26 protein-coding genes, 1 tRNA gene and 3 pseudogenes are annotated in these 24,151 nt (G+C 59.8%); 14 read left to right on the top strand and 16 right to left on the bottom strand.

Going from position 1 to position 24,151, the window contains the following annotated elements:
• Positions 1-23 precede the first annotated feature (23 nt).
• The 7 genes and pseudogenes from WGT02_RS00760 to WGT02_RS00730 all read right to left on the bottom strand — a co-directional run bounded on the left by WGT02_RS00760 (position 24) and on the right by WGT02_RS00730 (position 5,083).
• Positions 24-179, bottom strand: a complete 156-nt coding sequence (locus WGT02_RS00760; protein ID WP_167546216.1) for a hypothetical protein — start codon at positions 177-179, stop codon at positions 24-26.
• An 8-nt stretch (positions 180-187) separates the two neighbouring features.
• Positions 188-1,891 carry a potassium-transporting ATPase subunit KdpA gene (gene kdpA, locus WGT02_RS00755; protein WP_208249426.1) on the bottom strand — a complete coding sequence of 568 codons (1,704 nt, stop codon included), beginning with the start codon at positions 1,889-1,891 and terminating at the stop codon, positions 188-190.
• A gap of 61 nt (positions 1,892-1,952) precedes the next feature.
• Positions 1,953-2,042, bottom strand: a complete 90-nt coding sequence (locus tag WGT02_RS00750) for a K(+)-transporting ATPase subunit F (RefSeq protein WP_037070139.1) — start codon at positions 2,040-2,042, stop codon at positions 1,953-1,955.
• 436 nt (positions 2,043-2,478) lie between these two features.
• On the bottom strand, positions 2,479-3,132 hold the full coding sequence (locus tag WGT02_RS00745) for a CDP-alcohol phosphatidyltransferase family protein (RefSeq protein ID WP_208249428.1): 654 nt from the start codon (positions 3,130-3,132) through the stop codon (positions 2,479-2,481).
• Positions 3,129-3,495: pseudogene (locus tag WGT02_RS00740) on the bottom strand (hypothetical protein). Before WGT02_RS00740 ends, WGT02_RS00745 begins: the two are co-directional and overlap by 4 nt.
• Complete coding sequence (locus tag WGT02_RS00735; RefSeq protein WP_024313261.1) at positions 3,492-4,442, bottom strand: phosphatidate cytidylyltransferase; 951 nt, start codon at positions 4,440-4,442, stop codon at positions 3,492-3,494. The pseudogene WGT02_RS00740 and the gene WGT02_RS00735 overlap by 4 nt, the downstream one beginning before the upstream one ends.
• Positions 4,439-5,083, bottom strand: a complete 645-nt coding sequence (locus tag WGT02_RS00730) for a lysophospholipid acyltransferase family protein (protein ID WP_024313262.1) — start codon at positions 5,081-5,083, stop codon at positions 4,439-4,441. Before WGT02_RS00730 ends, WGT02_RS00735 begins: the two co-directional genes overlap by 4 nt.
• 235 nt (positions 5,084-5,318) lie before the next feature.
• Between WGT02_RS00730 and WGT02_RS00725 the strand changes: the two genes are divergently transcribed.
• The 7 genes from WGT02_RS00725 (at position 5,319) to WGT02_RS00695 (ending at position 14,203) form a co-directional block, all read left to right on the top strand.
• Complete coding sequence (locus tag WGT02_RS00725) at positions 5,319-5,633, top strand: DUF6074 family protein (RefSeq protein ID WP_208249430.1); 315 nt, start codon at positions 5,319-5,321, stop codon at positions 5,631-5,633.
• 457 nt (positions 5,634-6,090) lie between these two features.
• Positions 6,091-7,254, top strand: coding sequence for an isovaleryl-CoA dehydrogenase (locus WGT02_RS00720; protein ID WP_024313264.1), 1,164 nt, complete (start codon positions 6,091-6,093; stop codon positions 7,252-7,254).
• A 35-nt stretch (positions 7,255-7,289) separates the two neighbouring features.
• Positions 7,290-8,897 (top strand): carboxyl transferase domain-containing protein, encoded by a 1,608-nt coding sequence (locus WGT02_RS00715; RefSeq protein WP_024313265.1) that lies wholly within the window; start codon positions 7,290-7,292, stop codon positions 8,895-8,897.
• A 7-nt stretch (positions 8,898-8,904) separates the two neighbouring features.
• A complete protein-coding gene (locus tag WGT02_RS00710; protein ID WP_024313266.1) occupies positions 8,905-10,890 on the top strand; it encodes an acetyl/propionyl/methylcrotonyl-CoA carboxylase subunit alpha in 1,986 nt (661 codons plus the stop codon).
• Positions 10,891-10,943: 53 nt separating this feature from the next.
• Positions 10,944-11,774, top strand: a complete 831-nt coding sequence (locus WGT02_RS00705; RefSeq protein WP_210363545.1) for a hydroxymethylglutaryl-CoA lyase — start codon at positions 10,944-10,946, stop codon at positions 11,772-11,774.
• The gene (locus tag WGT02_RS00700) at positions 11,774-12,550 is read left to right on the top strand and encodes a crotonase/enoyl-CoA hydratase family protein (RefSeq protein WP_024313268.1); all 777 of its coding nucleotides are present in this window, start codon (positions 11,774-11,776) and stop codon (positions 12,548-12,550) included. The genes WGT02_RS00705 and WGT02_RS00700 overlap by 1 nt, the downstream gene beginning before the upstream one ends.
• 216 nt (positions 12,551-12,766) lie before the next feature.
• On the top strand, positions 12,767-14,203 hold the full coding sequence (locus WGT02_RS00695; protein ID WP_208249432.1) for a DUF6880 family protein: 1,437 nt from the start codon (positions 12,767-12,769) through the stop codon (positions 14,201-14,203).
• Between the two features lie 159 nt (positions 14,204-14,362).
• Here WGT02_RS00695 and WGT02_RS00690 read toward each other — a convergent pair whose 3' ends face one another.
• Genes WGT02_RS00690 through WGT02_RS00680 form a run of 3 tightly spaced genes read right to left on the bottom strand, consistent with a single transcriptional unit; the run spans position 14,363 to position 16,781 of the window.
• Positions 14,363-15,934 (bottom strand): IS66 family transposase, encoded by a 1,572-nt coding sequence (locus WGT02_RS00690; RefSeq protein WP_208245164.1) that lies wholly within the window; start codon positions 15,932-15,934, stop codon positions 14,363-14,365.
• 54 nt (positions 15,935-15,988) lie between these two features.
• Positions 15,989-16,342, bottom strand: coding sequence for an IS66 family insertion sequence element accessory protein TnpB (gene tnpB, locus WGT02_RS00685; RefSeq protein ID WP_208245162.1), 354 nt, complete (start codon positions 16,340-16,342; stop codon positions 15,989-15,991).
• Positions 16,323-16,781 (bottom strand): transposase, encoded by a 459-nt coding sequence (locus WGT02_RS00680; RefSeq protein WP_208245161.1) that lies wholly within the window; start codon positions 16,779-16,781, stop codon positions 16,323-16,325. The genes tnpB and WGT02_RS00680 overlap by 20 nt, the downstream gene beginning before the upstream one ends.
• Positions 16,782-17,392: 611 nt before the next feature.
• Here WGT02_RS00680 and WGT02_RS00675 point away from each other — a divergent pair.
• The gene (locus WGT02_RS00675) at positions 17,393-17,698 is read left to right on the top strand and encodes a hypothetical protein (protein WP_225039760.1); all 306 of its coding nucleotides are present in this window, start codon (positions 17,393-17,395) and stop codon (positions 17,696-17,698) included.
• Positions 17,699-17,969: 271 nt separating this feature from the next.
• Complete coding sequence (locus WGT02_RS00670) at positions 17,970-18,566, top strand: hypothetical protein (protein ID WP_141652535.1); 597 nt, start codon at positions 17,970-17,972, stop codon at positions 18,564-18,566.
• A 178-nt stretch (positions 18,567-18,744) separates the two neighbouring features.
• Here WGT02_RS00670 and WGT02_RS00665 read toward each other — a convergent pair whose 3' ends face one another.
• From WGT02_RS00665 to WGT02_RS00650, 4 genes and pseudogenes are all read right to left on the bottom strand, one after another.
• Complete coding sequence (locus tag WGT02_RS00665; RefSeq protein WP_024313273.1) at positions 18,745-19,158, bottom strand: GFA family protein; 414 nt, start codon at positions 19,156-19,158, stop codon at positions 18,745-18,747.
• 17 nt (positions 19,159-19,175) lie between these two features.
• The gene (locus tag WGT02_RS00660) at positions 19,176-19,655 is read right to left on the bottom strand and encodes an SRPBCC domain-containing protein (RefSeq protein WP_024313274.1); all 480 of its coding nucleotides are present in this window, start codon (positions 19,653-19,655) and stop codon (positions 19,176-19,178) included.
• Positions 19,652-19,981, bottom strand: a complete 330-nt coding sequence (locus WGT02_RS00655; protein ID WP_024313275.1) for a helix-turn-helix transcriptional regulator — start codon at positions 19,979-19,981, stop codon at positions 19,652-19,654. The genes WGT02_RS00660 and WGT02_RS00655 overlap by 4 nt, the downstream gene beginning before the upstream one ends.
• Positions 19,982-20,232: 251 nt before the next feature.
• Positions 20,233-20,385 (bottom strand): annotated as a pseudogene (locus WGT02_RS00650) (site-specific integrase); the annotation flags it as partial.
• Between the two features lie 135 nt (positions 20,386-20,520).
• Here WGT02_RS00650 and WGT02_RS00645 point away from each other — a divergent pair.
• Positions 20,521-20,814: pseudogene (locus WGT02_RS00645) on the top strand (IS481 family transposase); the annotation flags it as partial.
• A gap of 44 nt (positions 20,815-20,858) precedes the next feature.
• On the opposite strand, the gene WGT02_RS00640 reads toward WGT02_RS00645, so the two are convergent.
• Positions 20,859-20,948, bottom strand: a tRNA-Ser gene (locus WGT02_RS00640).
• 305 nt (positions 20,949-21,253) lie between these two features.
• Here WGT02_RS00640 and rplU point away from each other — a divergent pair.
• The 4 genes from rplU (at position 21,254) to WGT02_RS00620 (ending at position 23,243) form a co-directional block, all read left to right on the top strand.
• Positions 21,254-21,571 (top strand): 50S ribosomal protein L21, encoded by a 318-nt coding sequence (gene rplU / locus WGT02_RS00635; RefSeq protein WP_024313277.1) that lies wholly within the window; start codon positions 21,254-21,256, stop codon positions 21,569-21,571.
• Between the two features lie 35 nt (positions 21,572-21,606).
• The gene (gene rpmA / locus WGT02_RS00630) at positions 21,607-21,876 is read left to right on the top strand and encodes a 50S ribosomal protein L27 (RefSeq protein ID WP_004127267.1); all 270 of its coding nucleotides are present in this window, start codon (positions 21,607-21,609) and stop codon (positions 21,874-21,876) included.
• A 126-nt stretch (positions 21,877-22,002) separates the two neighbouring features.
• Entirely contained in the window at positions 22,003-22,659 is a 657-nt protein-coding gene (locus WGT02_RS00625; RefSeq protein WP_208249434.1) for a GNAT family N-acetyltransferase, read from the top strand.
• A gap of 35 nt (positions 22,660-22,694) precedes the next feature.
• The gene (locus WGT02_RS00620; RefSeq protein WP_375678877.1) at positions 22,695-23,243 is read left to right on the top strand and encodes a GNAT family N-acetyltransferase; all 549 of its coding nucleotides are present in this window, start codon (positions 22,695-22,697) and stop codon (positions 23,241-23,243) included.
• A 42-nt stretch (positions 23,244-23,285) separates the two neighbouring features.
• Here the strand turns inward: WGT02_RS00620 and WGT02_RS00615 are convergent, their stop codons facing one another.
• Positions 23,286-24,149, bottom strand: coding sequence for an endonuclease/exonuclease/phosphatase family protein (locus WGT02_RS00615; RefSeq protein ID WP_208249438.1), 864 nt, complete (start codon positions 24,147-24,149; stop codon positions 23,286-23,288).
• Positions 24,150-24,151: the final 2 nt, after the last annotated feature.

Raw genomic sequence — 24,151 nt, 5'->3', positions numbered from 1 at the left:
AGAGTAAGGCGACCGTTGTGCGATCAGCCGTGTAGGATCCGAAGTACCGCGACGATGACGAGGAGACCGGCGAGTATCACGAGAATGATGCCGGAGGCACGGGTCATCCGCTGGCTGTCCCGTCCCGGCGAACCGGGACGTGGATTGAAGGATTTGCGAAGCCTGTGACGAAGGATCATGCTTCACCTCAGAAGGTCTGGCCGGCGATCATGACCAGGTGCTCGATGACCGGGCCAAGCGCCAGCGCCGGGAAGAAGGTCAGGCCGCCGACGATCAGGATCGTACCGCTGAGAAGGCCGACGAAGAGTGGGCCATCGGTCGGGAACGTACCTGCCGAGGCGGGAACCGTCTTCTTGGTAACCAGCGAACCTGCGATCGCAAGAGCCGGAACGATGACCAGGAAGCGGCCCATCAGCATGCCGATACCGAGCGTGATGTTGTACCAGGGAGTGTTACCCGTCAGGCCGCCGAAAGCCGAGCCGTTGTTCGCCGCAGCGGACGTATAGGCATAGAGGATTTCGGAGAAACCGTGCGGGCCAGCCGTGCCGATCGAGGCGACCGCGGAGGGCAGCACACTGGCGATCGCGGTGAAGACCAGCATGGCGAGCGGCAGGCAAAGGATGGCGAGAACGGCCATCTTCATCTCCTTCGCCTCGATCTTCTTGCCAAGATATTCCGGTGTGCGGCCCACCATGAGGCCTGCCACGAAGACAGCGACGATGATGAAGAGGATGATGCCGTAGAAGCCCGCGCCAACGCCGCCAACGATGACTTCGCCGAGCTGCATGTTGATCAGCGGAATGAGCCCACCGAGCGCCGTGAAGCTGCCGTGCATGGCGTTGACGGCGCCGCAGGAAGCCGCCGTCGTGATCACCGCAAAGAGCGAGGACATGGCGACGCCGAAGCGCACTTCCTTGCCTTCCATGTTGCCGCCCTGCAGGCCAAAGGCATGCATCAGCGGATTGCCAGCGGCTTCAGCCCAGTAGGTGACAGCCACGCCGGCAATGAAGAGGATGCCCATGGTTGCAAGAATGGCCCAGCCCTGGCGCTGGTTGCCGACCATCCGGCCGAAGACGTTGGTGAAGGCGGCGCCAATTGCGAAGATCGAGACCATCTGGATCATGTTCGAGATGTTGTCGGGGTTCTCGAACGGATGCGCAGAGTTTACATTGAAGAAGCCGCCGCCGTTCGTGCCAAGCATCTTGATGGCGAGTTGCGAGGCGACCGGGCCGAGGGCGATTGTCTGCTTGGCGCCCTCGAGGGTTGTTGCATCGACATAGGGACCCAGGGTCTGCGGGACGCCAAGATAGACATAGACCAGCGTCAGCCCGATGCAGATCGGCAGCAACATATAGAGCGTGCTGCGGACCATATCGACCCAGAAATTGCCGATTGCCTTGCCCGAAGCACGCGAGAAGGCGCGGATGAGGCCAATCGCGATTGCCATACCGGTCGCGGCAGACACGAAATTCTGAACGGTTAGGCCCGCCATCTGGCTGAGATAAGACATCGTGCTTTCGCCGCCGTAGTTCTGCCAGTTGGTATTGCTGACGAAGCTCGTGGCGGTGTTGAAGGAAAGCTCCGGCCCGACGGCAGCCATGCCGGCCGGGTTATAGGGCAGGACAGCCTGCAAGCGCAGCAATGCATAGAGAACGACGACGCCGAGCAGGTTGAACATCAGCATCGCAAATGCGTAGGAAGTCCAGTGCTGGTCCTCGCGCTCACTGGTGCCTGCAAGCGCGTAAAGTCCCCGTTCGATCGGAGCGAGGACCGGTGAGAGAAACGTGCGTTCGCCACTGAAAACGCGAGTCATGTAACCGCCGAGCGGTTTGACGAGCACGATGATGATCCCGCAGTAGAGCAGAATCTGAAGCCATCCGTTGAGGGTCATGGGAGGTAACTTTCAATACCCGATTGGTTCCGCCTGTCGCGCAATGGGAGAGGGCGCGATGCTAGAAGCGCTCGGGGCGAATGAGAGCGTATGTGAGGTAAATCGCGAGAAATACGGTGACGGCACCGCTGAGAATATAGTCGAGGGTCATGGCGTTTCCTCCGGTCAAAGCCGGTCGCAGGCTTTGGTGTAAGCAAAGCAGAGGGCGAAAAATACGATTGCTGTCGCGAGTAGAACTATGTCCATCATCGATCTTGACTCCTGTTGTTCTTTTGGAGTCAGACAAGACAAAGGGCGCCATCCACCGGATGGCACCTTTCATGCTTTCTGGCGTGGAGATGATCCTTGGATCTCTCGGACATTAATATGCGACCGAACCGCATAAGCGTTCGAGATCGGCGGCGGGCCGCGGATATAAAAATCTTATAAATGCAGATGGAAGAAAAATGCCTCGCCGAAGCGAGGCTAGTCCTAGGCCGCTTCGGGGAAAAGAAGAAGCGACGCGGTTGTTCTATTGCCCGGCCATTCGGCTGCAAAGCGCACTTTCGGGCTTTTCGGTACGCCTGACGATGACAAAAGGAAATCTGTCAGTTGTGGGTGTGCCCCGCGTTCAGGTTTCGAACGAGGTTTCTACTCCGCCGCATGGCTGTGAACGCCGCGCCGACGGCAATCAGCCAGAGGGCTGCGACCAGGATTTGGTTGTGGCCGTTCCACAGTGGCTCGAGAACGGAGAGAACCGCTGCAGCCGTGATTGTCGCCATTCGGTGCTGCTTTGCCATCGGGCCAGAGAAGTCGCTCGCCGTTCCCGTTGCTCGACCGAGCTCGCGAACATACGCCGTCAGCACGGCAAACGACGCCGTTGCCCAGCCGAACCCGGGCGATCCGATGCCATATCCCACACCGACCAGGATCAGGATATCCGCGACACGGTCGGGGAATTCGTTCCAGAACGGTCCGTCGGCTGCACCCTTGCCACCTTCGACGGCAACCATGCCATCGAAGAGATTGCACAAGAGACGCAGCTGGCAGAAGGCGGCCGCGAACACAAGGAGAAGAGCCCGCGCCCATCCCATTTCAGATCCGGCAAGGAAGAACGAACCGCCCGCCATCGCCGCCGCGACCATACTTGCCTGAGAGATTTGGTTCGGAGTGACCGACCTCGTCGCCAGCCATTGTGCAATGCGCCGCGCCCATTGGGTGTCTCTGCTTGCCAGCGGCCGCCGATCCCCCGTTTCCGTCATGCGCTGATCCTCTTTCGATAGAGAAAGTAGTTGTAAACCGCCGCGTAGCTCGTCGAGACGGCCAGCGGAACCGCGATGGTTCTCAGGATCTCCGGCGTGCCGCTCAATGCGTGGATCGAGATCAGCACGGCAGTCGAGGCAAGACATGCGATCAACGGTGGCGCCCAGAGACCGGCGCCCCCCTTGAACTGCTTCGAGAGCCGTTCGACAGGCTGAGAGTGCGCCCTGCACAATGCCGGCCAGCAGCGCCCGTTGCGGAGAGTGATTGCTGTTGGCAAGGACCGCCCAACCGCCCATGGCGACGAACGCGAAAAGCACGTGCGTCACACTGCTTTGGGCAAGCCGGCGAACGGGTGCCATCATGTGGTCGACCACCAATAGCGGACAATGTGGAAGAAGATCGGCGCGGAAAACACCACGGAGTCGAGCCGATCGATCAATCCGCCGTGGCCTTCGATCAGATGGCCCCAGTCCTTGACCCCGCGGTCTCGCTTGATTGCCGACATGACGAGACCGCCGAAGAAGCCCATCATCGTGATGACGAAGGCCAGGACCCCAGCTTGAAACGGCGTAAATGGCGTGATCCACCACAGGGCGGCGCCGATCAATGTCGCACTGACCACGCCGCCGACAAAGCCTTCCACAGTCTTTGACGGAGACAGGCTTGGCGCGATCTTGGTTCGACCGAGCAGCTTGCCCCAGACATATTGCAGGACATCGCTAAGCTGAACGATGATCACCAGGAAGGCGATCAGAAGAACGTTGCGGCCTTCGTAGCCCGGGATCGTCAGCGTCAGCAATGCCGGAACGTGTGAGGCGCAGAATACGCAGATCATCAGTGCCCATTGCACTTCGGCAATGCGTATCAGGAAACGCTCGGTATCGCCGCGCAACACGGAGATGATTGGCATCAGCAGGAACGCGTAGACTGGGATGAAGATCGAGAAGATACCGTATTGCTTCTCCCACAGCAGCCAATACTGGATCGGCAGCACGACGAAGAAGGCAGCCGCGAGCGCCCAATGATCCGCACGTTTGGTGTCGGTCAGGGTAATGAATTCGCGCAACGCCGCGAAAGAACAGAAGCCAAAAAGCAGCAGCACACCGATCCGACCGGCGAGAAAGGCAAGGCCGATCAGGATGACCATGATCCACCATGCGGTGATGCGCGCGTTCAGGTTTTCGATTGCGGCATTTGACTTACCGGCGGGCAGGCGTCGCTGCAGCAGGTAGCCAATGGCCGAGGAAACGACGAGGAGCGTGAAGATACCAAGGACAAGCGTCCACAGGTCGGAGTTTGTTGCATTCATTCGTGACCGCCTGGGTGTTTTGGTGACAGATCGAGGAGCGCCGTGCGCGCCCTTTCGAGGAAGATTTCCTTGCTCTCGCCGGCTTCGATTTGCATGGAGTTGCCGAAGGTCACGGTACAGATAAGGGGGATCGGGACGATCTCGCCCTTTGGCATGACGCGATTGAGATTGTTGATCCAGACCGGCACGAGCTGAATGCCCGGCCGGGTCGAGGCGAGATGGAAAAGCCCGCTTTTGAATGGCAGCAGTTGCGCCTCTGTCTGGTTGCGCGTGCCTTCGGGAAAGAGAATCAGCGACGCCCCGGAATCGACCACCTCGGCCATGACTTCAATCGGATCGCGGGTGCGCTTGTCGCGATCCCGCTCGATAAGCACTGCGTCGAAGACGTCGCGGCCGATGAAACGGTTGATCGACGATTTCAGCCAATATTCCGCGCCAGCGACAGGGCGTGTTCGGCGTCTCAAACTCGGCGGCAGGACAGCCCAGACCAGAATGAAATCGCCATGGCTGGAATGATTGGCAAAATAAACACATTGCCCCTCGGGAATGCCGTCATTCGGCCAGATGGCGCGCACTGCAGTAATTGCACGGGCGAACACCACGATGGCCGCCGCGACAGGCTTCGCGATCACACTTCTCACCGATTTCAGCCCCCCGCTGCATCGACAAAGCAGCTTGCAGAAGCGTAGCGGCATTTTTGACGGTTAGGAAGTCCTGCTTGTGGCGGAAGACAGCGCTCAAAGTACCCGCCGCTGAGCGTGTCAGCGACGGCTGATGCGACCCGCGGTGAGCCGAAGCAATGCGTTCGCCTGACGTGATGGGGAAAGCGTTAACCATGGTCAGCTAGGAATGAGTCGGACACAACGGAACGAGTCGATGCCAGTACAGTCAAACAAAACTCTGCAAGCAATGACGACAAGCGAGATCGTTATTTTCCCGGTCGCGTCGCGCGCCGGTGACATTGATCGGTGTGCGGCCGAGTTGGATCGTAGCCACGGTGAGGACGCAGTGCGCTTCTGGAAGACGGAATGCCGCCGGCTGGCGGACGAGCTGACGTTGCTCGGCTGCTCCGAAGCTGAGGTTCGCGACCAGATCATGACATTTCAGGCTGAGGTACAGGTTGAGCTCGTTCGCCGCCATCAGGTGCGCGCGCTCTCCGAAAGCCGCAGCGGCCGCGCCATAAAGCGCTAATCTCACAGCCATCGGCTCTTGCCGCCCATTGGGTTGCCTGACTTCATCGGGCGGCCCGATCGGGCGAATTTGTCGTCCCGACGGCCAATTCTTTTCCATACGTTGCGCAAGACGAGCCTTCTTGGTTCAGAAATACCGTGCGCCCGGTGCTAGCATCCTCATTGCGCGCGGATCTCCAAAGACCCCGTGCGTATTCGAGTCGTCGCCTATCTCGGGAGGAAGGGCAGATGCCGGCGGAAGATCTATCGAAGATCCACCAGGAGCAAACTGGCGGTCCGGACGGACCGGCCGACCGGAAATGCTTGCCATTTTCGCGTTCTTCAACGAAATTTATCGAGCCGACAGGCAGTGGAGGAGCTGCCGACAAGATACGCGCGTGAAAAACAATGACGGGAGAATAACGACACACGCATGCCGGACGCTGCGCCAACCGCGCGCCGGACTTGGGAGGGAAGGCATGTATTCAGGTGGTTTGAGATTTGGTCTGGCGGACGAGATCGAGGCGCTTCGCGACAGCGTTCGACGCTTTGCGACGGAGCATATTGCGCCGCTCGCGGCCGAGACGGACAGCAGCAACCGTTTCCCGACGCCGCTCTGGCGCGAGATGGGCGACATGGGGCTGCTCGGGATCACGGCCGAGGAGGCCTATGGCGGCGCCGGTCTAGGATACCTGGCCCATTGCGTCGCGATGGAGGAGATCAGCCGCGCTTCGGCCTCAGTCGGGCTCAGCTACGGCGCCCATTCCAATTTGTGCGTCAATCAGATCAGCCGCAATGGAACGGCAGAGCAGAAGTCGCGGTATCTGCCCAAGCTTATCTCCGGCGAGCATGTCGGCGCACTTGCGATGTCGGAGGCGGGCGCCGGATCAGACGTCGTTTCGATGAAGCTTCGGGCGGAGAAGCAAGGCGAAAGTTACGTTCTCAACGGCAACAAGATGTGGATCACCAACGGCCCGGATGCCGATGTGCTGGTGGTCTACGCAAAGACAGACCCGCAAGCAGGACCGCGCGGCATCACCGCCTTCCTCGTCGAGAAGGCCTTCAAGGGCTTTGCAACCGGCCCGAAGCTCGACAAGCTAGGCATGCGCGGTTCCAACACCTGCGAATTGATCTTCGAGGACTGCGAGGTTCCCGAGACAAATGTGCTCGATACTGTCGGCGGTGGTGCACGCGTTCTGATGTCGGGACTCGACTATGAGCGCGTCGTTCTTTCCGCTGGGCCGATCGGCATCATGGCGGCCTGCATGGATGTCGTCGTGCCCTATCTTCATGAGAGAAAGCAATTCGGTCAGGCGATCGGCGAGTTTCAGCTGATGCAGGGAAAGCTCGCCGACATGTACGTGACCATGAACACGGCGCGTGCCTACGTCTATGCGGTGGCGGCCGCCAGCGATCGCGGCGAGACGACACGCAAGGATGCTGCCGGCTGCATCCTCTATGCCGCCGAGAAAGCGACGCTTCTGGCCCTGGAGACGATCCAGGCGCTCGGCGGCAATGGTTACACCAACGACTATCCCGCCGCCCGGCTGCTGCGCGACGCAAAGCTCTACGAGATCGGTGCCGGAACCTCTGAAATCAGACGCATGCTGATTGGCCGCGAGCTATTTGCTGAGACGGCTTAATCTGAAAGTTCATCCGACAACCATCCTGGTGACAAATGACGGTTTTGAAGTCGCAGATTTCGACGAATTCCGAGAGTTTCAGGACAAATCGCGCGGCGATGGCCGAAGCGATCCGTGCCATCGAGGAAGCTGCTGGGAGTGCCGCAAATGGCGGCGGAGCGACAGCGCGCGAGCGCCATGTTGCCCGCGGCAAGATGCTGCCGCGCGATCGCATCGCGGGCCTCCTCGATCCAGCCACACCGTTTCTCGAGGTCGGATTGACCGCGGCCCACGGAATGTATGGCAACGAAGCGCCGGCTGCGGGCCTGATTACCGGCATCGGCCGCGTCTCGGGGCGCGATTGCATGATCGTCTGCAACGATGCGACCGTCAAAGGCGGCACCTACTTTCCACTGACGGTGAAGAAGCATCTGCGAGCGCAGGAAATTGCCGCCCAGAACAATCTGCCCTGCATCTATTTGGTGGATTCCGGCGGCGCGAATCTGCCGAACCAGGACGAGGTGTTTCCGGATCGCGATCATTTCGGCCGGATATTCTACAATCAGGCAAATATGTCGGCAGCGGGAATTCCCCAGATTGCCGTGGTCATGGGCTCGTGTACGGCGGGTGGCGCCTATGTGCCTGCTATGTCCGATGAGGCGATCATCGTCGAAGGCCAAGGGACGATCTTTCTTGCCGGTCCTCCATTGGTCAAGGCCGCGACCGGCGAAGTTGTTTCGGCGGAGGATCTCGGCGGTGGCGATGTGCACACAAGGCTCTCCGGCGTTGCCGACCATCTCGCTCGTGACGATGCCCACGCACTGGCCTTGGCGAGGCGCGCTGTCGCCAACCTCAATCGCTGCAAGGTTCGCGGCATCGAGCGGCAACCGGTCGAAGCGCCGCTGTTTGATCCGGCCGAAATTGCGGGTATCGTCCCCGCCGATCTACGCGTGCCCTATGACGTGCGCGAAGTCATTGCTCGTGTCGTCGACGGCTCCCGCTTCGATGAGTTCAAGACACGCTACGGGACGACGTTGGTCTGCGGCTTTGCCCATATCCACGGTATTCCCGTTGGCGTTGTCGCCAATAACGGTGTGTTGTTCTCGGAGTCGGCTCTGAAGGGTGCCCATTTCATTGAGCTCTGCTCGCAGCGCAGGATACCGCTCGTCTTCCTGCAGAACATCACCGGCTTCATGGTTGGCCGCAAATACGAGACGGAAGGCATCGCGAAGAATGGCGCCAAGCTCGTTACCGCGGTCGCAACGACTGGCGTGCCGAAGGTGACGATGCTGGTTGGCGGTTCCTTTGGTGCGGGCAACTACGGCATGGCGGGGCGCGCCTTCTCGCCGCGCTTTCTCTGGACATGGCCGAACAGCCGCATCTCGGTCATGGGTGGAGAGCAGGCGGCCGGTGTCCTTGCGACCGTGCGGGGAGAAGCGCTTTCCCGTGCCGGCACCCCCTGGACGCCGGAGGAGGAGGCTACTTTCAAGCAGCCGGTGCTCGATCTCTTCGAACGGCAGAGCCATCCGCTCTATGCGTCGGCGCGCCTTTGGGATGATGGGGTGATTGATCCAGCCAAGAGCCGCGATGTGCTCGGTCTCTCGCTGTCTGCGGCGCTGAATGCACCGATTGAAGCGACGCGCTTCGGCCTATTCCGGATGTGAGGTAGCGATGTTCCAGAAAATTCTCATCGCAAACCGTGGCGAGATTGCTTGTCGGGTGATTCGAACTGCCAGGCGCATGGGGATTGCCACAGTGGCGGTCTATTCGGATGCCGATGTCGGGGCGCTGCATGTCGAGATGGCCGACGAGGCCGTCCGCTTAGGCTCCGCCAGCGCACAGGAAAGCTATCTCTCGATCGAACGGATCTTGGCTGCGGCGGAACGGACCGGCGCTGAAGCCATTCATCCCGGTTACGGGTTTTTGTCCGAGAATGCCGATTTTGCTGCAGCCGTCGAGGCTGCGGGCATCGTCTTCATTGGACCGCAGGCATCCTCCATTCGCGCCATGGGATTGAAGGATGCGGCAAAGGCGTTGATGGAACAATCCGGGGTCCCGGTTGTCCCGGGCTATCATGGCGAGGAACAGAACGACGGGTTTCTGGCCGATCAGGCGACCTTGATCGGCTACCCTGTCCTTATCAAGGCCCGCGCCGGTGGCGGTGGCAAGGGAATGCGACGGGTCGACAGCGAAGAGGATTTTCCAGAGGCGCTCGCCGCCGCAAGACGGGAGGCCATGGCCGCCTTCGGTGACGATGCCGTGTTGATAGAGCGGTGCCTTATTCGACCTCGCCACATCGAAGTTCAGATCTTCGGGGATCGGCATGGCAACGTCGTTCATCTTTTCGAGCGCGATTGCTCGCTCCAGCGCCGCCATCAGAAGGTGATCGAGGAGGCGCCAGCGCCTGGCATGACGCCAGAGATGCGCCGTGCGATGGGCGAGGCGGCCGTGCGCGCGGCGCGTGCCATCTCCTATCGTGGTGCCGGCACCGTGGAGTTCATCGCGGACGTGTCAAACGGCCTTTGGCCGGATCGCTTCTATTTCATGGAGATGAATACCCGCCTTCAGGTCGAACATGCCGTCACTGAGGCAATCACCGGGGTCGATCTGGTCGAGTGGCAATTCCGCGTGGCGGCTGGTGAAGCCCTGCCGAAGAAGCAGTCGGAGCTCGAAATCTACGGCTGGGCCTTCGAGGCGCGAATTTATGCCGAGGATGCGGCCAAGGGTTTCCTGCCCGCGACGGGAACGATCAGGCATCTAGATTTTCCTGACGTTACGGCGCGGATCGATGCCGGGATCCGTCCCGGCGACACGGTCTCCGCTCATTACGACCCTCTGATCGCCAAGATGGTCGTGCACGGGCCCAGTCGGAGTGTCGCGCTGTTGCGACTGACCAGAGCCTTGCAGAGCTCGCATGTCGTCGGCGTCACCACCAATCTCGACTTTCTCGCCAGACTGAGCGCACAGGAGGAATTTACTGCTGGCCATCCGGATACCGGGCTGATCGATCGCAACCTTCGATCGCTGACCGCAATCGAGCCGCCGGTGGACACCGTCGTTGCGCTTGCCGCCGTCCTGTCGTTGGGCGCACTTGCGCAATCATCGGATGGCGACCCATGGCTGACGCTGGGGCACTGGCAGCTTTGGAGCGAAATGCAGCGTATCGTGGTGCTAACCTACCAGGGCGGGCATTCAACGCTGCGGGTTGCCGCCAAGGGATTCGATTTCTTTGCGGTGCACGATGGCCGGCGAGTCATTCCCGTGAAGATCGTCAGCAGGCAGGATGACGGATGCAGGGCGGAGGTCGATGGCCGGCAGGTGCAGGTCAAGGCGAGCGTGGCGGCGCATCATCTGGTTGTCAGCGTGGATCACAGGACGCATGTGTTTCATCTCGGCAACCCGCTCGATTTCAATACGACGGATGTGGCTGACGGCAACAGGCTGATCGCGCCGATGCCGGGCTTTATCAAGATCGTGCGTACGAGTTCGGGGGCGGAAGTCTCCGAGGGTGACGCGCTTGTGGTCATGGAGGCCATGAAGATGGAACTCACGCTTGTCGCAGCCCGCGATGGAACGGTGGAAGCCGTCGAGGTGAGTGAAGGGCAGCAGGTCGACGAAGGCGCGGTACTTCTGACGCTGCGGGTAGAGGAGACGTGATTGTGCAGGCCGGAGAATCTTCACTGCTGCCGCGGGACGTGTCGATCGTCGAGATGGCGCCTCGCGATGGTCTCCAGAACGAGAAGGATCTGATTCCGACGGCGACGAAGATCGCCCTGATCGACATGATCTCGGAATGTGGTTTCGAGCGGATCGAGGCGACGAGCTTTGTCAGCCCGAAGTGGGTGCCGCAGCTCGCTGATGCCGCCGAGGTGATGGCCGGTATCAAGCGCAGACCTGGGGTCCGCTACGCCGTTCTGACGCCGAATATGAAAGGCTTCGAGGCTGCAATGGCGGCGGGCGCGGACGAAGTCGCGATCTTCGCGTCTGCCTCGGAAAGCTTCTCGCAGCAGAATATCAACTGCTCGATCGCCGAGAGCATCGAACGTTTCAAGCCGGTTGCCGAAGCAAGCCTTGCGCGCGGCGTCCCCATGCGCGGCTACGTCAGCTGCGTGGTCGAATGTCCCTATGAGGGGGCCGTCTCGCCCGATGCGGCGGCGCGGGTCGTCGAGAGCCTGCATGCATTGGGCTGCTACGAGATCAGCCTCGGCGATACAATCGGCCGAGGACGCCCCGACGAGGTCGACCAGATGCTGGTAACGGTCCTTTCCTTTGCACCGGCGACGATGCTTGCCGGTCATTTCCACGACACCGACGGCTGGGCCCTCGAAAACATCGACGTTTCGTTAAAGCACGGGCTGCGGGTTTTCGATGCGTCGGTCGGCGGATTGGGCGGCTGCCCTTATGCGCCGGGCGCAAAGGGCAACGTCGATACTTTGGCTGTCGCGCAGTTCCTTGCCCGCAAGGGCTACCGGACCGGGCTCTCGGCGGAGAAGCTGGAACAGGCCGCCCGTTTTGCGCAGGGCCTAAGGAGCGCAGGATAATGCCGGAAACGCTGATGATCTCGATCGACGAACGCGGTGTCGCGCGGCTTACGCTTGCCCGCAAAGACAAGCACAATGCAATGTCCGCCGAGATGATCGACGAGTTGACCGAAGCCGCAAGCGCACTTGGGTCGGACAAGAGGGTTCGCGCCATCGTGCTTGCCGGGGCCGGCAAGAGCTTCTGTGCAGGGGGCGATCTGGAGTGGATGAGAGCGCAGTTCCAGGCGAGCCGGGCGGAGAGAATTGCGGAAGCGCGACGGCTGGCTATGATGTTCAAGGCGTTGAACGAACTGCCGAGGCCGCTTATTGGTTGCGTCCACGGGAGCGCTTTCGGCGGCGGTATCGGGTTGATCAGCGTCTGCGATACCGTGATTGCCTCGGAGGCAGCGCGTTTCGGCCTGACGGAGGTCCGGCTTGGGCTAATACCGGCAACGATCAGCCCTTATGTCGTAGCGCGGATCGGCAGTTCTGCAGCGCGGTCCCTATTCGTCTCCGGTCGAATGTTTAACGCTGCCCATGCCAAGTCGATCGGTCTGGTCGCTTCCATTGTCGCGCCCGCCGATCTCGATCGCGCCGTCGACAGGGAGGTCGACGAATTCATTGCGGCCTCGCCGCAGGCTGCAGCACGCGCCAAGGCCCTGGTGCGTTCTCTCGCCTCGCCGATCACGGACGAGATCGTCGAGAGCGTGATTTCTCAGCTCGCGGATAGCTGGGAGACGGACGAGGCACAGGCCGGCATTTCCGCTTTCTTCGAAAGGCAGCGTTCAAATTCATAGCGGGCAGGTTCGACTGCAACGGAAGAACTTGGCGTCAAGTTGAGAGTTGCTCGTCCAATTCGGATTTCCGTGCCCTGTGTGAGCGCCATTTCGCTCCTCACCTCATGTTGAAGGTCGAGTATTCACGACAATGCAGCAGATGCAAGCCGACAGCTGCAGCCTTGGACTTCTGCGCTTGCCCAAGTAAAGTCGACCTAAAACAGACAGTGACAATCGATGGCACCGAAGACCACCCTCAATGCGAAGAACCTGGAAGCACTCGGCGCGAAGCGGCTTGCAGAGCTTCTGATCGACATCAGCACTGGCAGTGCCGCGCACAAGCGACGGCTGCGGATCGAACTTGCCGGAAAGCAGAGCAGCGCTGAAGTTGCAAGGGAGGTAACAAAGCGGCTTTCATCGATCGAGCGCTCCCGCTCCGTGATCAACTGGCGCCGGGTGAAGGCCTTGAAGAGCGATCTGGAGACGCAGCGGCACGTGATCGTTGATACGATCGCCAGCAGCGATCCAGACGAGGCGCTGGAGGTGATGTGGCGCTTCATGGGCTTGGCGCGTTCGATTTTCGAGCGATGCGACGATGGCAACGGCACAATCATGGATGTCTTTTATCAAACCTGCGTCGATCTGGGCACGATAGCGAACGCGGCAAGACCGGACCCGCGCCTGCTCGCCGAACAAACCTTTCGCGCGTTGCAAGGCAATGACTACGGGCAGTATGATCGTCTGATCGAGAATCTGTCGCCAGCGCTGGGTGCGGAAGGCCTCGATTGGCTGAAGTCGTTGTTCGACGATTGGGCAAAAGCGCCGGTCGATGCGCCGGCTGAGGCAGGCCGTGTCGTGATCGGTTGGGGAAGCAGTGGTCCGGTTTACGAAGACGAGATCAATCTCCTCCATCGCGACAGAACCATCAGGTCAGCATTGGAGCAGATCGCCGACGCCCAGGGTGATGTTGATGCCTTCATCGCGCAGCAGAGCGAGCAGGCGAGATCCGTGCCAACGATTGCGGCAGAAATCGCCCAGCGTCTGCTGAAGGCGGACCGGGCCGGAGAGGCATGGGATGCCATCAATCGCGTTGAGATGAAGGGCAGACCATCCCCGTTCGAGTGGGAAGAGGCCCGCCTCGATGTGCTTGAAGCTCTCAGCCGGAGTGACGAAGCGCAGGCCTTTCGCTGGCAGTGCTTCGAACAATCGCTGAACGAGCGGCACCTGGGAGCTTTTCTGAAGCGCCTACCGGATTTCGATGATCTCGAAGCAGAAGAGAACGCCTTCAACTATGTGAGCCGCTTCCAGGATGTCCACCAAGCGCTCGCCTTCCTGGTGTCATGGCCGGCGCTCGACAAGGCTGCGACGCTCGTTCGCACGCGTGCAGCCGAACTTGATGGCGATCGCTACGAACTGTTGACACCGGCGTCCGAGCATCTGCAGGAGAAGTATCCGTTGGCAGCGACCATCGCCCTGCGGGTTATGATCGACTTTACGCTCGATCGAGCGAAATCCAGTCGCTATCGCTTTGCCGCGCGGCATCTCTTTGAATGTGAGCGACTGTCGACGAAGATTAGCGACTTCGACACTTTTACGTCACATCCCGGCTATGTTGCAGAGTTGAGGGGCAAGCACGCGAAGAAGACCGGATTCTGGACCGCCGCAGGACCGTGAGGAAGGATCATCTGCATCTGCACGGGCCAAGGCACCCTCTTAGTTTTCTGATCATCGCCATATGATCTCCCACCGCTGTTGATGATCCGTAAGCGCTCATTTCCATGCGCGTTGACGTGGCCCATTTGACGTGGGTCGCTTTGTGACGGCCCTATCGGATCAGGCAGCGGTAGTTTTGGCGAAGTTGAAGGGCAGCAAATCAGTGATGTCGGAATCTGTTGCGCGCTGCGGCAGTTCGGTAAGCACGTGGCGCAAGTAGGCCAAGGGTTCGATGCCGCAAGCTCGGCAGGTCAGCATTAGGCTGTAGACGACGGCACTGGCCCTCGCTCCGTCCACGGTGTCGCTGAACAGCCAGGATTTTCTGCCAGTGGCAAAAATTCTGATATCGCGCTCGAGTAGGTTGTTGTCGATCGGCATCCTGGCGTCTTCTGTGTAGCGCGTCAGGTAGTCCCACTGATTTAGGGTATAGGACACGGCATCGCCGATCTTGCTGTCGGGCAAGACCTTCGGGGCGATGTCGTTGAGCCATACCTTGAGAGCATTCAGGATGGGGACACTGTGTTGCTGGCGGAAACGGCGAATGCAATCGGCTTGCGTTTCGCCCTTGTCAGGCTTTGCGTTGCGCGCCTGGCTTTCAATCCGGTAGATCTGCTCGAAGAATTTCAGCGCCTGCTCCGGCGGACCGCCGCCTTTCTTTCTTGCCTTGAGGGCATCGACGAAGCGACGCCTGGAATGCGCCATGCATCCCAGATGGGTGGCCCCTGCCAGCGTGCGCCAGGCGGAATAGCCATCGCTCATCAGGATGCCGTGGTAATCGCCGAGGAAGGCCTGCGGATAAATCTGGCCGCGGCCGGGTTGATAATCGAGCAGCACGATCGGCTCGTCGCTGTCCTCTCCACTCCGATACGCCCACATGAATGATGTGCTGGTGGCCTCCCTGTCCTTTTCCTTCAGCACCTGGACCGTCGTCTCGTCGCCATGGATGATGGCTTGAGACCTGAGCCGCGATTTCAGCGCGTCATAGATGCGGGAGAGATGCCTCTCGCTCGAACCGATCACCCAATGGCCCAGAGCACCGCGGCTGACGGGAACGCCGGCGCGCTCGAAGGCCTGGGCCAGGCGGTAGAGCGGCGTGCCATCGACATATTTGTGAACAAGAGCAAATGCCAGCGTCGAGGCCGTGGCGATGCTGCCCGGCAAGGGCTGCGCGGGCATTGGCGCAAGGACAACAGGCGTGTTGATCCCGGTGCGATCGCAATGGCGGCAGGCATACTTGAGCCGCACATTCTGCAGGACCTTGGCCTTCACCTCGATGTGGAGCTGCTCGGTGACGGCCTCGCCCATGCGATGCATCTGGTGACGGCAGCAAGGACAGGCCTTCTGGTCGTCGGCAAGGTCATATTCGACGCGCTCGCGCGGCAGATGTTCCGGCAGGGGCTTGCGGCCACGTTTCTTGCCCTCTGGCTTCTCGATCGCCGCAAAGCCCGTGTCCGGCAGGTCGACGACCTCCCCATTGTCTCCGCCGGCGTCGTCTTCATCGGCAACCTGCTCGGCTTCATCGAAGAGGCGGTCCACGTGCTTTTCGCTTTTCGGCGCAAAACGATGAAGCCGCGCCAACACCAGTTCTTCCTCGAGCTTGACCACGCGTTCCGTGAGCTGACGGTTCTCCGCCTGCAGCGCCGCAATGCGCGCCATCAACTCCTCAACAGTGGGTTCGCCGGGTCGGATCATCAGATTCTTGAATCTGAACCGTTTCGCCCCGTCAACCGCAGACGTCGAGAACTGTCAGCCGGCGATCTGGTATTGCCGAACCGGATGGCGGACCATCGCGTCGATATCAATGCCGTCGAGAATCCAGTGTAATTGCTCGGTCGTCAGCGTTACCACCATCATCTCCCGACGTGGCCATCGGAACCGGTCTTCCGACAATCGCTTCAGCACCATCACAAAACCGGACCGATCGAAGAACAGGAGCTTCATCCGGTCACGGCGGCGATTGCAAAAGGCAAAGACCGCAGGCGCAAACGGATCGAGCTCCATCACCTCCTGCACCAGGACCGCAAGGCTGTTGATACCGGCCCGGAAGTCGATCGGCTCGCGGTGCAGGTAAACCTTGATATCAGCGCCCAGTCTGAACATGACCCAGAGCTCCGATGATCGCCGTCAACGCATCCACATCACCGCATTCCAGCGAAAGCTTCACGCCGTTCGGCAGCAACGCGCTGATTTTGGAAAAACCTGACAGATGGGCCGTCTTCTCCAGTGATGCCGGTTGTTCTTCACCATACGCGACCGGTATATCCAGCGAGCGCATCCCGACAGGCAGGCTGCCGTCTGCTGCGACGACCGGGATAAACGGCGAGCTTGCAGATACCGCCGACAAGCCAGCCTCCCTGGCCTCCTTGACCCACTTGCGTAGAAGGTTGGCATTGACCCCATGGCCAAGCGCAAGGCCTGATATAGAAACACCAGGCTGGAGGCAAGCCGTAACAAGCCGCGCCTTTGATCCTGGATCATAGCGCCGCCGACCATCACGCCCCACCAACCGCACACGCAGCTTCTGCTCTTCGTCATTCATATTTGGTGTCCACCTATTTCAAGTGGACACTTCATGCGGCAGAGAACTCAACGCGAAAAGGCGCATGGAAATGAGCGCTTACGATGATCCTCCCTTGGAGGTGAGCCAAGGACTATCCGGGCGCATCAAAGCTTTGGCGAAAAAGCCTGAGCTCCCTTCGCGCCACGAGCGCGGGTGGTCGTGTTCACCGTGAACTATTCCATTGTCGCAGCGGCGGCCATTCAGCGCGCTGACGGGGCGGCAGAAATCCCGAACGCAAGTCAGAAAATCCAAATCTCCCAGATCCCGATGCGTATGGAATAGGGAAGCGCGCGCTACTTATTATCGAGCCGCTAGCCTTTGTAGAATTCGAGATGGCTGCTTCGCATAATGAGTGATGGTATCCAGAGCCGCCAAAGAGACGGATCCCTTTTTCTCGGCAAAATCCCAGGTAGCGAAGCACGCCAGAATAAACGCAGCGATGACGTATCTCATGGTATTCTTATATGCTGAGTATTCTTATATGCTGAGGCGCTTAAAGCAACGTAAAGCACGGCCTCGTCGACCCGCTCGTCGGGCATGAGGCGTCGCTGAGAGCCACATATGCACGAAAAAGGAGGATAGAAATGCGAATGATGCTCAAAGTTTCGCTTCCCGTTGACAAGGGAAACGCAGCAATCAAAGACGGCAGCCTCGTCACCAAGATTCAATCGATCCTCGCTGATCTCAAACCCGAAGCGGCCTACTTCACGGAATTCGACGGGAAAAGAACGGGCCTTATTTTCTTCGACATGACGGACACCTCGGAGATACCGGGTGTTGCTGAGCCATGGTTCCTTGCGTTTGATGCCAGTGTTGAGATCAAGGCGGTCATGAACCGCGATGACCTGGCGAAGTCCCGGCCCGGGATCGAGAGGGCAGTCGAGAGCTTCGGCTGAATCACACCGCGGCGGATTGCGTAGCGCCTAACTATCACGGACGCGCCGTCAGCGTGGTCCTGCGATGTTGGTCGGCTTTAACATGTGCGCTCAATGAGTTAAAAAAAACGCATTTTCTTAACACGTCTGAGCCTCATGTTAAACTCGCGAACATTCGCTTACATGCAGCCAGACATCGCCAGCCGGTCGATCCTGAGTATTGGGATGCGCAGCAAATACTTGGTCGTGCCGAGAATGTGGCCCTAGCCAATTTGGGCGACGAGATCCATGCTTGACGAAAACCAGAGGCTACGGGACAACCTTGGAACGCAAGGGATCCAATGGCATCGTCCTGCCCGACGGCAATCTCAACAATCCGTCGCTGACATGGCTGTGGCGCTGGTGCGAGGGCAAGGCTAAAAGCCTCGCTGTAGTGGGGCTGCCGGAAGAAACTTTCCGCTCAGCCGATGCGACGGTTAAGGCCTCGCTGGTCTTCCTGAAGCGCTTCAGCAAAGACGATCAGAAGGCCTGGGACGCGGCATGGACCGCCGCGAAGGCCACGCATGACGCAGCCTTCGAAGCGGAACGCGACAAGCTTTGTGACGCATTCGGCACGCGCATTATTTCGGGCGACGACAAGGACGCCGCACGCGTGCTGAAGGAGCTTTCGGCGATCGGCATCGAGCGCGTGCCGCCCGCATGGTTCTCGGCCGATGCGCCGCCCTATCCCAAAGGCATCAGCGCGACGAAGCTCAAGAAAGTGGGCTGGGCCGACAGCGCGAAGGATCGCAAGAAGGCGGCGGCGCTCGTGATCACCCGGCGATTATGGGAAACGTCGGACCACTTCAGTCCAGGATCTACCCTCGGCGCATCCCGGTCTCGATGGTGAGAATGGCGATCGTCTTGAGGAATGGGATCTGTCCGGCGTCGCAGCCATCGAGGAGACGTTGCTCCTCGTCACCGGTCAGGCGCCGGCTGCGCTCGTTTCGGATTACCGGACGGCGGACGAGCTTCACCACATTGCGGCTAAGCGGCAGCCCCCAATGGCGGCTGGCAACGTCGATGTTTCACGTCGTCGGCATCTTGTCGAATTTCGGCAGTGCCGGATCGAGGTGATCCCAGGCATGTCCGGCTGCTGTCCAGGACACCAGCTGTGGCTTATAGCGGCTTGGGTCGTCGAGGCTTGCCGGCGTGACGATGAACACATCCGGCATGTCGGGAAATGTCATGTGGACGGACGAACCGCATGTCGGGCAGAAGGCACGTCGCTTGACGGTTCCGCCATCGCCGACGGTCTGCCAATGCGATGCTTCTCCCTTGACCTTCACCTCAGCCGCAACAAAAGTCAGGTGCGATTGATGTCCGGTGCCGCTGTCGCGCTGACATTGCCGGCACTGACAGTCAACCATGACGGCCGGTTCGCCTGATATCTCGTAGCGGATTTCGCCGCAGGCGCAGCCACCGGTATAGGGCGTGTTCATGTCGTTCTCCTGTTGCTTCAATGCAGCCTTTGCGAAGACGCCTCTTCGGCGACCACTCTGTCGAGATTCTTGACCACTTTTTTCCAGCCTTCGCTCATGTTGCGGTAGGCGGTGTCGTTCTTCGGAAGCACGAAGCCGGAATGGGTGAGGCGCAGGCGCGTGCCCGTCTCGGCCGTGGAGAGGGTGAAGGTGACCACGGTCTCCAGTTTCGAGCCATAGCCGTCATTGCCCTCATGGCCGCCCTTCCACGCATAGGACAGACGCTCATTCGGCACGACCTCCAGCACCTCGCAATGAATGGTGCCGTCCCATTCGCCTGCCGGCTTGGTTTGAAAGGTGAAATGGCTGCCGACTGCAGGCTCGAAGCCAGTCGGCGCCATCAGCCAACGGCCGATGAGCTCGCCGCTCGTCAAGGCTTTCCAGATGACTGCGGGCGCGTGCGGGAAGACGTCGTCGACCACAATGGCCTGCGTGTCCGGATTCACGGCTTGGTTCATGGGTCAATTTCCTTCAGCAGGTTTCTCAGATCGGCGAAGCGTTCGCGCCAGAATACGCCATAGTCGCTCATCCAGTCGGCTAGCGGGTCCAGACCGTCGGGGAGGGCACGATAATAGACATTGCGCCCCTCGGGGCGCTCGCAAACAAGGCCGGCCTGCTTCAAGGACTTGAGATGTTGGGAGATAGCGCCCTGCGTCACACTGCTGCCGCGGGTCAACTCAACGACGGTGATCTCGTCGGAATTGACGATGCGCTCGAACACGGCCCGCCGCGTGGGATCAGCAAGGGCGCGCATGACAGCAGTTATGGTTTCAGCCTCGGTCATGAGCAATCAAATAGCCGACACTAATCAATTAGTCAATGCTATTTGAATTAACCTGTGCGCCAATGCACGAAGGGACGGCTCTCGCCGCCCCCTTCCGCATCGCAGTAGTGGCTGCCACAGCCTGCATGCTAGGCACATGCATGGCTACCCCGGACGAGCAACGAGATCATCCGCACTGAGGTGTGCGTATCTCCGGAGCATTCGCAGTTCCTTGTGCCCGCTGATCGTAGAAACCTCGATCACGTTGAGACCGGCGCGGCACCGAAGCGATCGACCGGGGCCTCCAGGTCACGCGCCCACTTCTCCCCTTCCAGCTTCGTACCAAAGGACTTGCAGCGGGGTTTCATGCCGCGCCGGCGAACCTGGGCTTGCCAGCGTCCTCTAAGTTTGCGGATCGTCGCCATGTGATCTCCCATCGATACCGAAGATCACCCGTAGATGCCCCTGGGAGGAAGCCAAGGACTACCCCGGCGCATAACGAACATCTACCTATCACTTCGGCGTTGCCAACAGGTCTCGAAACGAAGGACGCTGAGTCGCCGGTCGTTCTCTACACACCATCGGCGCGCCGATATAACGGGCTGCCGGAGATCGATTATCCGTTCCACGACCGTGACGCACTGGTGACCAATTGCGGCCGCATCTGCATCTACCGCAAGAAGATCAATATCTCGACCGTGCTGGCAGGACAGAAACTGGGAATCAAGGAAGTCGACGACGGTATTTGGCTCGTTAGCTTCATGCACTATGATCTGGGAGATATCGACCTGGAGCAGAGGACTTTGCAAACCATCGACAACCCGTTCGGCACGAGGTTGTCACCCATGTGTTAGGTACGTTTTGTTACCTATGTCTCCGGGCTGGACAGAGGATTTAATGGCGGAGAGGGTGGGATTTGAACCCACGATACCCTTGCAGGTATGCCGCATTTCGAGTGCGGTGCATTCGACCACTCTGCCACCTCTCCGCGGTCTGGTCGGCGCTTGTTCGGCGCGGGCGTTCTCTTAGCGAGAGAATGACGGGCTGGCAAGACGAAATCTCAATGCTTTTCATCCTTTTGTCTTGACAGTGTTTTTGGCCTCGCGTATCTCGGCTTCGCAATAGGTGTGGATAAGTCCGCGCCTTGCCAGTCTCGCGTTCGCGCGGGGCGGATCACCGGCAGCGAGAGTTCTGGGCGAAAGCCTCTGAAATCCCTGCTTAACCTCGACTGATAAAAAGACGGCCACCTGCTTGTTGCGGGTATGAGCCGGAACGAACATGAAAGGATAAAAAATGTTCGCAGTCATCAAGACCGGCGGTAAGCAGTACCGTGTGGCAGCAAACGACGTGCTGACCATCGAGAAGCTTGAAGCAACCGCTGGCGACGCAATTGAATTCACCGAAGTCCTCGTAATCGGCGAAGGCGCCGACGCTGCGATTGGTGCTCCCTTCGTCAAGGGCGCTTCCGTCAAGGCCGAAGTGGTCGAGCACAACCGCGGCAAGAAGGTCATCGCCTTCAAGAAGCGCCGTCGTCAGAACTCGAAGCGTACGCGCGGCCATCGCCAGCATCACACCGTTGTCCGTATTACGGACATCGTGGCTGCTCAGTAAGATCACGGGACTTTAAGGTTTAAAGGAGAACTCCAATGGCACACAAAAAAGCTGGCGGTTCATCGCGCAACGGTCGTGATTCCGAATCCAAGCGCCTTGGCGTGAAGAAGTTCGGCGGCGAAGCCGTCATCGCAGGCAACATTATCGTGCGTCAGCGCGGTACGCAGTGGCATCCGGGTTCCAACGTCGGCCTCGGCAAGGATCACACGATCTTTGCTCTTACCGCCGGCAATGTGAACTACCGAACGAAGGCCAACGGTCGCGTATACGTGTCTGTAATGCCGAAAGCGGAAGCAGCGGAATAAGCCGGTAGCGCTCTAAAACAGCCGGCGTCTCATCGACCCGGCTGAGCGTATCAGGTTCAGTCCAGAAAACAGGGGAGATGGGGCGCCATCTCCCCTTTTTTCTTGTCCAACGAAGGAGGACTGAACATGCAAGGCGAATTGTTAAGGGAAGGCCAATCGCGGTCTCCCCGGGAAGACCAGCGGTCTCCCAAGGAACGGCTGAGGCCGGAACGGTTAAGGGCCGATTGCCCTGTCTTATTGTCGGAACGGCTCGTCATGCGCGCGCCGCACGAAGAAGACATCGACGCCCTTGCCCATCTTGCCAACAACGCCAAAGTCGCCACCATGGTGTCGCGTATGCCGCACCCGTACACGGCCAATGATGCCGCCGACTTCGTGCGTCGCACGAAAAACGGCGAGATCGGCAAGTGCGTCTATGCGATTACCAAAGCGGAGAACGGCGCATTTGTGGGTTGCTGCGGGGTCGAACCGCATCTCGACGGGCGGACTGTCGAGATTGGTTACTGGCTTGGAGAACCTTACTGGAATCAAGGCTTTATGACCGAGGCATGCCACGCTCTGGTCGATATGGTCTTCCGTACAAGGCAGGATGTCGATCAGATCGATGCCCGTTGCCGGGTCATGAACGTCGCTTCGCGGCGGGTCATCCAGAAGTGCGGTTTCCAGTTCCAGGGATCGGGGCTGGCGGCATCACTGGCGCTCGGCAGCAACGTGCCGGTCGAGTGGTACAGGCTCGATCGCAAGACCTGGATGTCGTTGAGAAGCTGGGGGAGCGTCTTATGAACGCGATCAGTCTTCGAAGATCCAGGAGCCAGTCGATGACGCCCGGTTCGCTGTCGGTCATCACAACGGATCGGCTGGTGCTGCGCCCGCACAGGCTGAGTGACGCGGATGCGATTGCAGACACGTTGTCCGATTTCGCCGTCACCCGGATGCTCGCGCGCGTTCCTGCTCCCTACGACAGGCAGGACGCGCTCGACTGGCTGGTGCCGGTGACGGCCGGAAGCATGCCCGATTGGCAGTTTGCCATCACGGCCGGCGACGATGCTCATATCGGCGTCGTCTCGGTCGAGCTTCGCCATGGACTTTGGCACCTTGGCTATTGGCTGAACCGCTACTACTGGCGGCGGGGCTACATGAGCGAGGCGGTATCGGCTGTGTTGGGGCGCTTTTCGCGCCGAATGCCTGAGATAGCGGTCCATTCCGGTGTCTTCGCCGACAACCCGGCGTCGCTGAAGCTGCAGGAAAAGCTTGGCTTCCGGATGACCGGTTGCGGCGAAATCTACAGCTTCGCGCGCAACACTATGGTGACGCATGTCGAGACGATGCTGAAGCCAGGTGCCCTGCAACAGGCCAGGATCGCTTGAGATGAAAAGGAGGCGTCCCGATACATCAGGACGCCTCGACCCCTATGCCTCGATCTCGACCCAGACGGGAAAGTGATCGGAGCCGACCGAATTCGTATCGATCTTTGCCGATTTCAGGCGGCCAGCAACGCCGCAGCTGACAAAGCAGTAATCAAGATGCATGCGTTTGCCGTGATCCTTGGGATCCATCCAGCTATAGCTGCCGGGCGTGTAGGGCTTCAGCGCCGCAAGTGCGTCGATGGGCGTGCCAATGCGCGGGACGCGGCCGTAATAGCCGTCGGTGGCGCCAGCGAAAATGCAATATTCCGGCGATTCCGGCGTCATGTTGAAGTCTCCCATGACGATATAGTCCTCGGGCAGCGGCGGATCGCTAATATCGAATTCTGCGGAACCCGTGAGCGACCCGCCCTCGGTAACAAAGGCATTGATGCGCTCGTTCAGGTGGGAAAGCTGCCGGGCGCGCTCGTCGATGGAGACATGATCGAGATGCACCGAGTAAACACGCAGCGCGCCGGCAGGCGTCCCGATAACGGCCTCAGTCGCCCCGCGCTGGAGATTAATCTTGGAGATCGTTCGGCTGCGCGGCAGAAGCAGTGTTCGGGTCGACAGGATCGGCCAGCGCGAGAGCACCATGTTTCCGAACTGGAAACGGGTTCCGCGCGGCGGCCAACCGTCGGAAGCCTCCTCGACATGCAGATCACATGCAGGTCCATAGGCCCAGAAATGGTTGGGAAAAAGCGCGGCAAGGTCCGCAACCATGTCGGCATAGTCGTTGCGAACGAAGCCCCGGGTCACCTCCTGGAGCGCGATGATGTCGCCGCCCTCGAGGCTCGCAGCGATTCGGTCGAGGTCGTAGATGCCATCAAGACCGAAGCCGTACTGTATGTTATAGCTCGCAAACTTCACGA

Source organism: Rhizobium sp. T1470 (assembly GCF_042140505.1).
Lineage (GTDB): Bacteria > Pseudomonadota > Alphaproteobacteria > Rhizobiales > Rhizobiaceae > Rhizobium > Rhizobium favelukesii.
The sequence above is the reverse complement of the archived record's forward strand: the minus strand, read 5'-3'. Positions and strand labels throughout refer to the sequence as shown.